The 11,394-nt window shown below is 64.3% G+C and carries 14 protein-coding genes; 3 read left to right on the top strand and 11 right to left on the bottom strand.

Annotated elements, in window-relative coordinates; genetic code table 11:
* Nucleotides 1–6: 6 nt before the first annotated feature.
* Together pyrE and rph are read right to left on the bottom strand one after the other, a co-directional pair.
* On the bottom strand, nucleotides 7–660 hold the full coding sequence (pyrE, locus tag KW825_RS14570) for an orotate phosphoribosyltransferase (RefSeq protein ID WP_218329612.1): 654 nt from the start codon (nucleotides 658–660) through the stop codon (nucleotides 7–9).
* Between the two features lie 83 nt (nucleotides 661–743).
* Nucleotides 744–1,460 carry a ribonuclease PH gene (gene rph, locus KW825_RS14565; RefSeq protein ID WP_218329611.1) on the bottom strand — a complete coding sequence of 239 codons (717 nt, stop codon included), beginning with the start codon at nucleotides 1,458–1,460 and terminating at the stop codon, nucleotides 744–746.
* Nucleotides 1,461–1,606: 146 nt separating this feature from the next.
* Between rph and KW825_RS14560 the strand changes: the two genes are divergently transcribed.
* Nucleotides 1,607–2,470, top strand: coding sequence for a YicC/YloC family endoribonuclease (locus KW825_RS14560; RefSeq protein ID WP_042654452.1), 864 nt, complete (start codon nucleotides 1,607–1,609; stop codon nucleotides 2,468–2,470).
* 91 nt (nucleotides 2,471–2,561) lie between these two features.
* Here KW825_RS14560 and KW825_RS14555 read toward each other — a convergent pair whose 3' ends face one another.
* The 3 genes from KW825_RS14555 to waaF all read right to left on the bottom strand — a co-directional run bounded on the left by KW825_RS14555 (nucleotide 2,562) and on the right by waaF (nucleotide 5,674).
* On the bottom strand, nucleotides 2,562–3,080 hold the full coding sequence (locus KW825_RS14555; RefSeq protein WP_218329610.1) for a M48 family metallopeptidase: 519 nt from the start codon (nucleotides 3,078–3,080) through the stop codon (nucleotides 2,562–2,564).
* 226 nt (nucleotides 3,081–3,306) lie between these two features.
* Nucleotides 3,307–4,572, bottom strand: a complete 1,266-nt coding sequence (waaA, locus tag KW825_RS14550) for a lipid IV(A) 3-deoxy-D-manno-octulosonic acid transferase (protein ID WP_218329609.1) — start codon at nucleotides 4,570–4,572, stop codon at nucleotides 3,307–3,309.
* A 1-nt stretch (nucleotide 4,573) separates the two neighbouring features.
* The gene (waaF, locus tag KW825_RS14545; protein WP_218329608.1) at nucleotides 4,574–5,674 is read right to left on the bottom strand and encodes a lipopolysaccharide heptosyltransferase II; all 1,101 of its coding nucleotides are present in this window, start codon (nucleotides 5,672–5,674) and stop codon (nucleotides 4,574–4,576) included.
* A 217-nt stretch (nucleotides 5,675–5,891) separates the two neighbouring features.
* On the opposite strand from waaF, the gene KW825_RS14540 reads away from it, so the two are divergent.
* On the top strand, nucleotides 5,892–6,680 hold the full coding sequence (locus KW825_RS14540) for a glycosyltransferase family 2 protein (protein ID WP_042654482.1): 789 nt from the start codon (nucleotides 5,892–5,894) through the stop codon (nucleotides 6,678–6,680).
* A gap of 62 nt (nucleotides 6,681–6,742) precedes the next feature.
* Here the strand turns inward: KW825_RS14540 and KW825_RS14535 are convergent, their stop codons facing one another.
* A complete protein-coding gene (locus KW825_RS14535) occupies nucleotides 6,743–7,789 on the bottom strand; it encodes a glycosyltransferase family 9 protein (protein WP_042654455.1) in 1,047 nt (348 codons plus the stop codon).
* Nucleotides 7,790–7,957: 168 nt separating this feature from the next.
* Between KW825_RS14535 and coaD the strand changes: the two genes are divergently transcribed.
* On the top strand, nucleotides 7,958–8,440 hold the full coding sequence (gene coaD, locus KW825_RS14530) for a pantetheine-phosphate adenylyltransferase (RefSeq protein WP_042654456.1): 483 nt from the start codon (nucleotides 7,958–7,960) through the stop codon (nucleotides 8,438–8,440).
* 38 nt (nucleotides 8,441–8,478) lie between these two features.
* Here the strand turns inward: coaD and KW825_RS14525 are convergent, their stop codons facing one another.
* From KW825_RS14525 to rpmB, 5 genes are all read right to left on the bottom strand, one after another.
* Nucleotides 8,479–9,345, bottom strand: a complete 867-nt coding sequence (locus KW825_RS14525) for a VirK/YbjX family protein (protein WP_218329689.1) — start codon at nucleotides 9,343–9,345, stop codon at nucleotides 8,479–8,481.
* Nucleotides 9,346–9,521: 176 nt separating this feature from the next.
* Nucleotides 9,522–10,334 carry a bifunctional DNA-formamidopyrimidine glycosylase/DNA-(apurinic or apyrimidinic site) lyase gene (gene mutM, locus KW825_RS14520; protein WP_218329607.1) on the bottom strand — a complete coding sequence of 271 codons (813 nt, stop codon included), beginning with the start codon at nucleotides 10,332–10,334 and terminating at the stop codon, nucleotides 9,522–9,524.
* Between the two features lie 28 nt (nucleotides 10,335–10,362).
* On the bottom strand, nucleotides 10,363–10,818 hold the full coding sequence (locus KW825_RS14515) for a hypothetical protein (RefSeq protein ID WP_218292098.1): 456 nt from the start codon (nucleotides 10,816–10,818) through the stop codon (nucleotides 10,363–10,365).
* A gap of 93 nt (nucleotides 10,819–10,911) precedes the next feature.
* On the bottom strand, nucleotides 10,912–11,079 hold the full coding sequence (gene rpmG / locus KW825_RS14510) for a 50S ribosomal protein L33 (protein ID WP_005323752.1): 168 nt from the start codon (nucleotides 11,077–11,079) through the stop codon (nucleotides 10,912–10,914).
* An 11-nt stretch (nucleotides 11,080–11,090) separates the two neighbouring features.
* On the bottom strand, nucleotides 11,091–11,327 hold the full coding sequence (gene rpmB / locus KW825_RS14505; RefSeq protein WP_005307492.1) for a 50S ribosomal protein L28: 237 nt from the start codon (nucleotides 11,325–11,327) through the stop codon (nucleotides 11,091–11,093).
* Nucleotides 11,328–11,394 lie beyond the last annotated feature (67 nt).

Below are 11,394 nucleotides of genomic sequence, written 5' to 3'. Positions count from 1 at the left end.
CGGCGATCAGATGCCGTACTGGGCACGGTAGGCCCGCATGGCGGTCAACTGCTCCGCCAGCTCAGGCTGCTCTAGCTGCTTCTCTTCCAGATACTGGATCAGATCCCCCATCTGGATGATGGCGATGATGTGGGCGCCGTAGTCACGCTCGACTTCCTGAATGGCGGAGAGCTCGCCCTTGCCCTTCTCCTGGCGATCCAGCGCGATCAGCACGCCGGCCAGGGAGGCACCGTTGGCCTGGATCAGATCCATGGACTCGCGGATGGCTGTGCCGGCGGTGATGACGTCATCCACCAGCATGATGCGCCCCTTGAGCGGGCTGCCCACCAGGTTGCCGCCCTCGCCGTGATCCTTGGCCTCCTTGCGGTTGAAGCACCAGGGCACGTCCACGTCGTGCTGCTCCACCAGCTGCACCGCGGTGGCGGAGGCAATGGGGATCCCCTTGTAGGCCGGGCCAAACAGCACGTCGAACTCGATGCCGGCATCCATCAGGGCGGCGGCATAGAAGCGGCCGAGGCGGGCCAGATCGCGACCGCTGTTGAACAGGCCGGCGTTGAAGAAGTAGGGGCTCTTGCGGCCGGATTTCAGGGTGAACTCACCGAATTTGAGAACCTGTTTCTCCAGGGCGAACTCGATAAATTGACGCTGGTAGGCTTTCATTCTGGCTCCTTGCTTGGCTTGTCGTTTACTTGCGTGGGGGTATAAAAAAACGCGGTCAATGCCGCGTTTTTCAAATCAGAAATTCAAGAGAGCGCCTGCTTCTGCAGCGCGATGATGTCGTCGATGCCGCCCTTGGCGAGCGCCAGCATGGCCAGCAGCTCCTCGTGGGTGAAGGGTTCGCCCTCGGCGGTGCCCTGCACCTCTATGATACGGCCATCCTCGGTCATCACCACGTTCATGTCGGTCTCGGCGGCGGAGTCCTCGAGGTACTCCAGATCGCAGATGGCTTCCCCTTGGAAGATGCCGACGGAGACAGCCGCGATCATCTGCTTGAGCGGGCTCTGCTTGAGCAGACCCTTCTCCACCATCCAGTTCAGCGCGTCCACCAGCGCCACGCAGGCACCTGTGATGGCGGCGGTGCGGGTGCCACCGTCGGCCTGCAGCACGTCACAGTCCACCGTGATGGAGTGCTCGCCCAGGGCGGTCAGGTCCACGGCGGCGCGCAGGGAGCGGGCGATCAGCCGGGAGATCTCCAGGGTGCGACCACTCTGCTTGCCGGCGGCGGCTTCACGGTTCATGCGCGAATGGGTGGAGCGCGGCAGCATGCCGTACTCGGCGGTGACCCAGCCCTGGCCCTTGCCCTTCAGGAAACGCGGCACGCTGGTGTCGACGCTGGCGGTGCAGAGCACGCGGGTGCTGCCGAACTCCACCAGTACCGAGCCTTCTGCATGTTTGGTGAAGTGGCGGGTGATGGTAACCGGGCGCACTTGCGCGGCACTGCGATCGCTGGGACGGGACATGGGACTGACCTCTGGGCTGGCTGAATTGGCGCAGGAGTATAAGCCATCCCAGCCCAAATATCAGCCGCTAAAACCACGCTGTCGGCTGACGGGGCAAGCCTGGCTGAGTATACTGGCCCCACACTTCATCAAGCCCGGAACAATCAATGATTCACAGCATGACCGCCTACGCCCGCAAGGAATTCAAGGGCGACTGGGGCACAGCCGTTTGGGAAATTCGTTCGGTCAACCAGCGCTATCTGGAAACCTACATCCGCCTGCCCGAGCAGCTGCGCAGCCTGGAGCCGGTGCTGCGTGAGCGTTTCCGTGCCAAGCTGCAGCGCGGCAAGGTGGAGTGCAACCTGCGGTTCGAGGCGGCCCAGGCTGCCGCCAGCCAGCTGCACATCAATGAAGAGCTGGCCAAACTGATCATCGACAGCGCCAACTGGGTGATGAAAGAAGCTGGCCAGGGCCAGCTCAACCCGGTCGACGTGCTGCGCTGGCCCGGCGTCATGGCTGCCGCCGAGCAGGACATGGACGCGGTCGCCACCGAGCTGCTCGGCGGCTTTGACCAGACCATGGAAGACTTCCTCGCCTCCCGCGCCAGCGAAGGGACCAACCTCAAGGCGCTGATCGAGCAGCGTCTGGACGGCATCCAGGTGGAAGTGAAGAAGGTACGGGTACACCTGCCGCAGATCATCGAGTGGCAGCGCCAGAAGCTCACCGACCGCCTGACCGAGGCCAAGGTGGAGCTGGATCCGGCCCGCATCGAGCAGGAAATCGTGCTGCTGGCCCAGAAGATCGACGTGGCCGAGGAGCTGGATCGGCTGGAGATGCACATCAGCGAGACCATCAAGATCATGAAGAAGGGCGGCGCCTGTGGCCGTCGCCTCGACTTCATGATGCAGGAGTTCAACCGCGAGTCGAACACGCTGGGTTCGAAATCCATCAACGCCGAGGTGACCCAGTCCGCGGTCGAGCTGAAGGTGTTGATCGAGCAGATGCGCGAGCAGATCCAGAACATCGAGTGATCGCTTCGGTTGCTGAACTGATTGAAAAAGCCCTTGTTAACAAGGGCTTTTTTTATAGTGCGCCCGCCATCTGGCCGCTCCCGATAAGGACTCAGCTGCCGAGCAGGAAGGAGGAAGTCGGCTTCTTCGGCTGGGGCGCCGCCCTCAGCGCGGCGGACAGATCGTCCGCTTCCTCGCATCGCCCGCACAGGCCCTGCAAGATCCACAGCTGCTCCTGCGCCTTCTGGGGTTCACCATTTTGCAGATAGGCCTCCCCCAGATACTCGTGAGCGCCACGGTGCTCCGGATCTAGCCTCAGCGCCTTGTCGTAATAGGGAAAGGCCTGCGCCAAGCGGCCAGACTTGCGGGCCACGTAGCCTGACCAGTTCCAGACGTCGGCGGAGTTGGCCGCGTCCTGGCGCAGATCCCGCAACAGCGCCTCGGCCTGCTGCCATTGCTGCGCCCCGACCAGTTGCTCGACCCGCTGCAGTTGCCGCTGGGTCGACGATGAGCCTGCTGCTCCGCCCCCGCTGCTCCCACCACCACTGCTGCCGCCTCCCCCTGCCGCCAGCGCCAGGCCACTGCTGCTGAAACACAGGATGCCCACCAACAATATGCTCAGGACTTTCATGGCTCGCCTCCACAGGTTCGATATCAGGATCCCAACTACTAGGTTAGACCCCTCTTGGGCCCGAATAAGCGAGGCCGGGCCGCCATGGTGCAACTGACCAGCCCCTGGAGCAGGGGCAAGCAAGTGGCTGGCGCCAGGATACCGGCAGGCGGAGCACACAGTGAGGGGGGAACGAGAGAACCGCGGCGGCGGGTGATAAGGGCCGACGGCTTGCCGGCCCCGGGGATCAGTCGTTTTCCAGGCTGGCGAGGCAGTGGGACAGGGTGCGCGCCAGCGCCCCCTGATTGCGCAGCACCACGGCGCGGGCCTGCTCACCCATCCGGTGGCGGGCACCGCCATCGGTGAGCAGCTCGCTCACCTTGTCGCCGAGGGCGGCGGCGTCCGCCACCAGGGCGGCACCGCCCTGAGCCACCAGCTGGCGGGTGATGTCGCTGAAATTGAAGTAGGCAGGCCCGGTCAGGCAGGGCTTGCCGAGCGCCGCCGGCTCCAGCAGGTTGTGGCCGCCGACGGGCACCAGGCTGCCACCGACGAAGGCCAGATCGGCCGCCGCCAGCATCAGCGGCAGCTCGCCCATGGTGTCCCCCAGGTAGATCTGATCGGTGGCCCCGATCGGTGCCGCGCTGGTGCGCCGCACGCAGCCATAGGGAGCGCACAGCTCGGCCACCCGCTCGAAACGCTCGGGATGGCGCGGCACCAGGATCAGCAGCGCCTCGGGATGAGTACGCAGCACCCGCTCGAAGGCGGTCAGCACCTGCTCGTCTTCGCCCTGATGGGTGCTGGCGGCGATCCACACCGGTCGCGCCTCCCCCAAGGTCTGGCGCAGGCTGTGACCCTTGGCCAGCAGCTCGTCCCCCAGCTGGATATCGAACTTGATGGAGCCGGTCACCGCCAGCCGCTCGCGCCCCAGCCCAAGCCGATGGAAGCGATCCGCATCGTCCTGATGCTGGCAGAGCAGGTGGGTCAGCGGCCGGCTGAGGGCATCGAACGCCCCCTGGAAACGGGCATAACGCTGACAGGAGCGCTCGGAGAGGCGGGCATTGAGGATGGTCACCGGCAGGTGATGTGCCTCGCAGGCGGCCAGCCAGTTCGGCCACAGCTCGGTCTCCATCACCCAGAGGGCACGGGGCTGGAAGCGCTTGAGGAAGGCCGCGATCGCCCAGGGGTAGTCGAGGGGCGCGTAGCGATGCACCACCAGCTCGCCGAGCCTGGCCGCCTGTTCGGCACCGGTGCGAGTGGTGGTGGTGAGCAGAATGGGCAGATCCGGCCGCTCGGCCTTGAGGGCACGGATGAAGGGGGTGATGGCGAGGGTCTCGCCCACGCTGACCGCGTGGATCCAGAGTGGCGCCTCCTGCCCGCTGGCGGGAGAGCGACCCAGATGCTCGGCCCAGCGTGCCCCGAAGCCCGGCTTGCCCTTCTTCGGCCGGTAGAGCGCCAGCAGCGCCAGCGGCAAGCCTAAATGGATCAGCAGGTTGTAGAGCAGCCGGTACCCCATGCTACTGGCCCTGTCCCGAGCCGGCGGCACCGTCGTTGACTGGTTGCAGCGCGATGACAAGCTCCGCCGACTCGCCCCGCTCCAAGCGTTTACCCGCCTCAATTACCTGCTCCGGCATCAGCTCGATCAGGCACTTGAGGTGGCCAAACTTGCAGGTGCGCTTGAAGCAGGGGCGGCATTCGATGTCGGTGTGCACTATCTCGACCCGATCCGCCAGGGGCGGCGTGTAGAGCGGCGAGGTGGAGCCATAGACGCCGATCAGCGGCCGGTTGAGGGCGGCGGCGACGTGCATCAGGCCGGAGTCATTGGCGATGACCCGACCGGCCAGCGCCATCAGATCGATCGCCTCGTGCAGGCTGGTCTTGCCCGCCAGCACGTGGCAGTTGGAGCGCGACAGCGGATTGATCCGATCGCGGATGGTGTTGGCCACCTCCACATCCTTGCCGGAGCCGAAGATCCATACCTGCCAGCCCTCATCCAGATGCTTCTGGGCCACCACGGCGTAGTGCCCCTCAGGCCAGCGCTTGGCCGGCCCGAACTCGGCCCCCGGGCAGAGCACCAGCACAGGGCGGGCGCGATCCAGCCCGAGCCGCACCAGCGCCTTGTCCTGGTTGATGAGGTCCACATGGAGGGAGGGATGGGGAATGGTCGGGATGTCGGTCCGGCTCTTCATCTGCGCCTTGGGATAGGCCAGCGCCAGATAGGCCTCCACCATCAGCGGGAAGGCCTTCTTGTTGCTGCGCAGATCGTTGAGCAGGCCGAAGCGGTGCTCCCCCTTCCAGCCGGTACGCACCGGGATGTTGGCAAACCAGGGGATCAGCGCCGACTTCATGGAGTTGGGCTGGATGATGGCCTGATCGTACTGCTCGGCGGCCAGCTGCTTGCCGAGCCGGCGGCGGGCCCCCAGCTTGAAGTCGCCGTGGCCGAGCGGCATGGGAATCGCCTTGTCCACCTCGGGCATCCGCTCCAGCAGGGCTACACACCAGGCCGGGGCCATCACATGCAGCTCGCTGTCGGGGTGATTGGCCTTGATCGCCTTGTAGAGGCTCTGGGACATCACCATGTCGCCGACCCAGGAGGGGCCGATCACCAATATCTTCATCTCACGCGTCTCTTGGGCCAAGCCCTGCGGTTAATCGTTGCTGGGCGAGATTATGCCCCAAGAATGGCCGAAGATCCCCGATAACCCGCTCAGCACATGCCAAAAGGAGATGCCCGAACCTGGTCGCAGACCCATGCTCCGGCCGGTGTTTTAGGCTAGAATGGGCGCCAATCTGAGCATGACCCGCCCGCCGGGCGCCAACGAGAGCCCTGAACCCGTGAAAAAACCGACCCTGGCGGCCGTCCTGATCGTCAAGAATGAAGCCGACAACCTGCGCGCCTGCCTCGCCTCCCTCGAAGATCTGGTGGACGAGATCGTCATCCTGGACTCCGGCAGCCAGGACGAGACCCCCGCCATCGCCGCCGAATTCGGCGCTCGCTTCTTCGTCAACGCCCAGTGGCCCGGCTTCGGCCGCCAGCGCCGCCTCGCCCAGTCCCACGTCCAGTCGGAATGGGTGCTGTGGCTGGACGCGGACGAGCGGCTCACCCCCGAGCTGAGAGCGGCCATCGCCACCGTCATGGCCAACCCGGCCCAGGACACCATCTACTCCCTGCCACGCCTCTCCTGGGTGTTCGGCCGCTTCATCCGCCACAGCGGCTGGTATCCGGATCGGGTGCTGCGCCTCTATCCCAAGGCGCTGACCAGCTACAACGAGGTGCTGGTGCACGAGAAGGTGGAGGTGCGCGCCAACATGAAGATAGTCAACCTGCACGGCGACCTGCTCCACTTCACCTATCGGGATCTGGAGCACTATCTGGTGAAGTCAGCCGGTTACGCCAGGGCCTGGGCCGATCAGCGCACCGTCCGCGGCAAGAAGGGCTCCCTCGGCCAGGGGCTGGTGCATGCGCTGGGCTGCTTCCTGAAGATGTACCTGCTCAAGGCCGGCTTCCTCGATGGCAAGCAGGGCCTGCTGCTGGCCATCCTCTCCGCCCACTCCACCTTCGTGAAGTACGCGGATCTCTGGATCCGGCAGCAGCCCCAGGCGCCGGACCAAGCGGACAAGTAACGCCGGCCCCAACCGGATAAACCAGCATGATGAAACAGGGCCCGCGAGGGCCCTGTTGCTGTCTATCCGTTTTTCTCCTGCCAGAACGGCGAGGCCCAGCGGGCGATCGCCGCCGCCATGGTCTTGGGATCGAGCTGGCTCATGTCATCCGGGTGATCGCTGTCTTCCGGCGGGCTGAACGCCAGGTGGCGTCCCTCGCTGTTGAGCGGCCGCCAGCGCAGCGGGGTGGCGGAGCGGTGGGCCGGGAAGAAGCCGATGGTCGGCACGTCCAGCGCCGCGGCTATGTGCAGCGGCCCCGTGCTGCCCGCCACGAACAGGGCGGCGTTGGCCATCACCTGGCAGAACTTGGGCAGCCCCTCGTCGGAGCGGTAGATCCAGCCGTTGCCGCCGTGGGCCAGCAGTTCCGCCGCCAGCTGCTCGGCCTTGCCCTCCTCCCCCGGTCCCGCGGTCAGCACGCACTGCAACTCGGGGCAGGCCTGGTTGAGCTTGATGATGAGCCGCGAGTACTGCTCGATGGAGAGGTTGTTGGCCGAGCCACCGCTGCCGGCATGGACCATCAGCCAGGGCCGGCTGGCGTCCAGTTTCAGCCGGCTGGCGACCTGCTCGCGCACCTGCTGCAGGCTCTGCTCATCGAAGCTGAGGTAGGGGGCCTGCGGCTCCACCACGCTCTGCTGCTGATCGGCGAGGAAGCGGCGCACCAGGTCCAGGTTGTATTCGTACTCCGGCTTCTGGGAGCGGGAGCGGCGCTGGATCAGGCGCTGGTTGTAGAGCACCTGGGCCAGCTTGGTGGCGGGGGCCAGCCGGTAAGGGATGTGCGCCTTCCACACCAGCATGGCGTTGCGGGAGTTGGAGAAGAGGCAGATGGACGCATCGAAGGCAGCGGCCTTGATGCGGGCCTGCAAGGCCCGTTGCTGTTCCTTGTCGGCCCGGGCGCCCGGGTCCAGGATGATCTCGTCGATCCAGGGGCAGAGGCGGGCCAGCGGCGCCGTGTAGGCAGGCACCAGGGCAGTCACATGACAATCCATGGAGCGCTTGAGCATGGCAAAGCTCGGCCAGGCCAGCATGAAGTCGCCAATCTTGTCATTGCGTACTACCAGAATGCGTTTCATAAGAAATCCCTATGCTTCCTGTCACCAATGCAGGAAGGCTTGATGCGCGGTGCCGGTATTCTTGCCTGATGCACTGCTATTCTCAAGCGATGACTCAGTCGCGGTCGCGACAAAACCTCAACAGCCCCTATAATGCGACCAAATTTCCCGGTTGCAGGACTCAACAGCATGACCAACAAGGTAATTTATCCCGGCACCTTCGACCCCATCACCAATGGCCATACCGACCTGATTGGCCGGGCCGCCAGGCTGTTTGACGAGGTGGTGGTCGGGGTGGCCAACAGCCCGAGCAAGCGACCGCTGTTCGATCTGGCAGAACGTGTCCAACTTGCTCGCCAGGTGACCGCCCATCTGCCCAACGTCAAGGTGGTCGGCTTCTCCGGCCTGTTGGTGGATTTTGCCAGGGAGCAGCAGGCCAACGTGCTGATCCGGGGCCTGCGCGCCGTCTCCGACTTCGAGTACGAGTTCCAGCTGGCCAACATGAACCGTCGCCTGATGCCGGAGCTGGAGAGCGTCTTCCTCACCCCGGCGGAGGAGAACTCCTTCATCTCCTCCACCCTGGTGAAGGAGGTCGCCCTGCACGGTGGCGACATTCACCAGTTCGTCGATCCCCTCGTCGCCAAGGCGATTGCCGCCAAGCGAGGCAAGTGACGACCAGTGGCCCGTCATAGCCAGCCAGGGCCCTGGCGTCAGCTCAGGGCCTGACGGCAGGCCAGCTGCAACTCGTCGAGCCAGGCGTAGCGTCGCCGGTACATTGCGCGCTTCTTGGCCGCGATTTCCTCAAGCGGTTTGCGCACCACCGGCTGCAACCGCACGAAGTTGGCGTCCTGCGAGAGGGCGCCGAACTCCTGCCACAGCTCGTCATAATCCGCCTGCAGACAGGCTCTCTTCTTCTTGCTGTAGCGCTTGGCCTGGAAGATGTGCGCCTTCATCCGCACCGCCGACACGCGGCATGCCCCCATCGCCTCGGCCAACGCCAGCACCATCATCACCACCAGCGACTTGGGCCTCAGGCCATGGCCCGCCTTGGTCAACGCCCGCACCTGCTGTTGCGGCTGCGCGACACAGGGTTCAGGCCCCTGCACCGAGCCGATCACCAGCACCAGCTCGGCGCCGCTGCCGGCCAGCGAGAAGGCGCAGCTGTAGAGCCGCTCGCCCCGCTCGTTGACGACGGAGAGAGCCAGCTCGGCCTCGCGGCGGAAGGTGCCATCGTGGCGCAGCACGATGCGATGTTCGCTGGCGGGGTAACGGCCGAGCTCGATCCCCTCCCCTAGATAGAGCGGGTCGATCAGCTCCGGATAGCGGGCCAACAGTTGCCGGTAGTGATCCTCCACCATCTCGGCCCGCTGGCTGACGGTCGAGCAGGCGAAGCGATAGGGCCGCATCGGCTTGTCGAGCAACTCGGGGTGCTGGGCAGGCAGGGCCCGAAGAGGTTCTGCCTGAAACAGCTCGAACACCCGGCTCAGTTGCGGCCGATAGAGCAGGCTGCGCAGCACGAACTTGCCGCGGTTGAAGGTCTTGCGGGCGCTGTCATCGGGATAGAGGAAGCGGGCCATTTTTTGGGCACAATAGTGCCCCTGCCGGGACAGATGTTCCCAGTCTATTGATTTTGCTGTCATTTTATTATCTCTCTGCGTGTACAGCGAGATACTAGTAATCGACAGGCAGGGCTTCAACAGACTGGAAATACGTCGTTACAACTTCACCACCTTTCCCCCCAAATGGTCCCCCCTCAGCGCTGGCAATGGGAGCAGAACACCGTGGTGCGCTGCCCCAGCCGCACTTCGCTGAGCAGGGTATGGCAGTGGAAACAGGGCTGACCACCCCGGCCATAGACCTGCAACTGCTGCACGAAATAGCCTGGCTTGCCATCGGCGCTGGTGAAATCCTTGAGGGTGGTGCCCCCCTGCTGGATGGCGGCGGCCAGCACCCGCTTGATCTCGGCGACCAGGGTCGCCAGCCGCTCGGCGCTGATATTGCCTGCCGCCCGCTTGGGGTGAATGCCAGCGGCGTAGAGCGCCTCGTTGGCGTAGATGTTGCCCACCCCGACCACTACCTGGTTGTCCATCAGGAAGGTCTTGATGGCGGTGCTGCGCCCCTTGGCACGCCCTTGCAGGTACTCGGCACTGAAGGCCTCGGTCAGCGGCTCCGGCCCCAGCCTGGCCAGCAGCGCATGGGCCTCGGCCGGTTCACGGGTCCACAGCAGGGCACCAAAGCGGCGCGGATCGTTGAGCCGCAGCAGCTTGCCGTTGGCCAGCTCGATGTCCACGTGATCGTGCTTCTCGGCCGGGGTGCCGATGTCCAGCACCCGCAGGCTGCCGGACATGCCAAGGTGCAGGATGGCGGTGCCGAAATCGGTCTCCAGCAACAGGTACTTGGCGCGGCGGCTGACCCGGTTGATGCACAGATCCACCAGCTCCTGGATCTCGCCGGGCACCGGCCAGCGCAAGCGCCCGTCCCGCACCACCACGCGCGTAACCTTGATGCCGGTGAGCCAGGGGGAGATACCCTGGCGGCTGACTTCGACTTCCGGTAATTCAGGCATAAATGGCTCTCACGCTAATGAGTGTGGATCAGGGGGTTGGCCGCAGCAGGCTGCGGTATTGCGCCTGGCTCAGGCTGAGCCAGGTTGAGGGGGGCAGCAGGGCGGCAAACTTGCCGCTGTCCTGATAGAGCCCCAGCTCGATCGGATCGCTCTGGCCGGCGATCCACACCTTGAGGGTGACCGGGGTGCCGCGCACGGCGCCGCCGGGTGGCAGCAACCAGCCTTGCCACGCCTCGATATGGGCGGCCAGCTGGGCGCTGCTCAGCCCCAGATCCGGCCCGCTGCGCCAGCCCTGGCCGATGCGTTCTATCTGCCAGCTCGGGCCTTGCCAGGTCAGCACCACGGCGGCGTCCGGCAACAGGGGCCGCGGCCGTTGGGCGCTGTTCTCCTGCTGGGCCTGCTCCAACCGGTGCAGCAGGGTGATCACGATCAGCACCACCACAATGATCACGTTATTCCAGCCTTTACGGCTCAATTTGAACATGACAAGCCTCCGTTTCAACCGGCAGTGTACTGAATTCCGGCCATAAAAAAACCCGGCACGAAGCCGGGCTTTTGGGAATGCAGCATCAAGTAATTACTTGATTTTGCCTTCCTTGTAGATCACATGCTGACGAATCACGGGATCAAACTTTTTGATCTCCATTTTTTCGGGCATGGTGCGCTTGTTCTTGGTAGTGGTATAGAAGTGACCAGTACCGGCGCTGGAGTTCAGACGAATCTTATCGCGAATACCTTTAGCCATGATCTAATTCCTTATACCTTAACGCCGCTGGCACGCAGTTCAGCCAGAACCACTTCAACGCCGCGCTTGTCGATGATACGCATGCCTTTTGCGGATACGCGCAGGCTCACGAAGCGTTTTTCACTCTCAACCCAAAAACGGTGAGTGTGCAGGTTCGGCAGGAAACGACGCTTGGTCGCGTTGTTAGCGTGCGAACGGTTGTTACCAACTGCCGGGCGCTTGCCGGTTACTTGGCATACTCTAGACATGTCAGTCTCTCCAAATCTTACTTCATTATTGCTCGAGCAAATATCTGCCCCGCTGGCCTTCGATTGC

The sequence above is a fragment of the Aeromonas sp. sif2433 genome, from assembly GCF_019218705.1.
GTDB classification, from domain to species: Bacteria; Pseudomonadota; Gammaproteobacteria; order Enterobacterales; family Aeromonadaceae; genus Aeromonas; species Aeromonas encheleia.
This window is presented reverse-complemented; position numbering and strand designations above follow the sequence as displayed.

Coding starts and splice junctions, on each gene's coding strand:
- KW825_RS14515 (WP_218292098.1), bottom strand. CDS start 10,818: ATGTTCAAATTGAGCCGTAAAGGCTGGAATAACGTGATCATTGTGGTG.
- waaA (WP_218329609.1), bottom strand. CDS start 4,572: ATGGGGTACCGGCTGCTCTACAACCTGCTGATCCATTTAGGCTTGCCG.
- rpmG (WP_005323752.1), bottom strand. CDS start 11,079: ATGGCTAAAGGTATTCGCGATAAGATTCGTCTGAACTCCAGCGCCGGT.
- KW825_RS14560 (WP_042654452.1), top strand. CDS start 1,607: ATGATTCACAGCATGACCGCCTACGCCCGCAAGGAATTCAAGGGCGAC.
- KW825_RS14535 (WP_042654455.1), bottom strand. CDS start 7,789: ATGAAACGCATTCTGGTAGTACGCAATGACAAGATTGGCGACTTCATG.
- KW825_RS14555 (WP_218329610.1), bottom strand. CDS start 3,080: ATGAAAGTCCTGAGCATATTGTTGGTGGGCATCCTGTGTTTCAGCAGC.
- KW825_RS14525 (WP_218329689.1), bottom strand. CDS start 9,345: ATGGCCCGCTTCCTCTATCCCGATGACAGCGCCCGCAAGACCTTCAAC.
- rph (WP_218329611.1), bottom strand. CDS start 1,460: ATGTCCCGTCCCAGCGATCGCAGTGCCGCGCAAGTGCGCCCGGTTACC.
- coaD (WP_042654456.1), top strand. CDS start 7,958: ATGACCAACAAGGTAATTTATCCCGGCACCTTCGACCCCATCACCAAT.
- pyrE (WP_218329612.1), bottom strand. CDS start 660: ATGAAAGCCTACCAGCGTCAATTTATCGAGTTCGCCCTGGAGAAACAG.
- rpmB (WP_005307492.1), bottom strand. CDS start 11,327: ATGTCTAGAGTATGCCAAGTAACCGGCAAGCGCCCGGCAGTTGGTAAC.
- mutM (WP_218329607.1), bottom strand. CDS start 10,334: ATGCCTGAATTACCGGAAGTCGAAGTCAGCCGCCAGGGTATCTCCCCC.
- waaF (WP_218329608.1), bottom strand. CDS start 5,674: ATGAAGATATTGGTGATCGGCCCCTCCTGGGTCGGCGACATGGTGATG.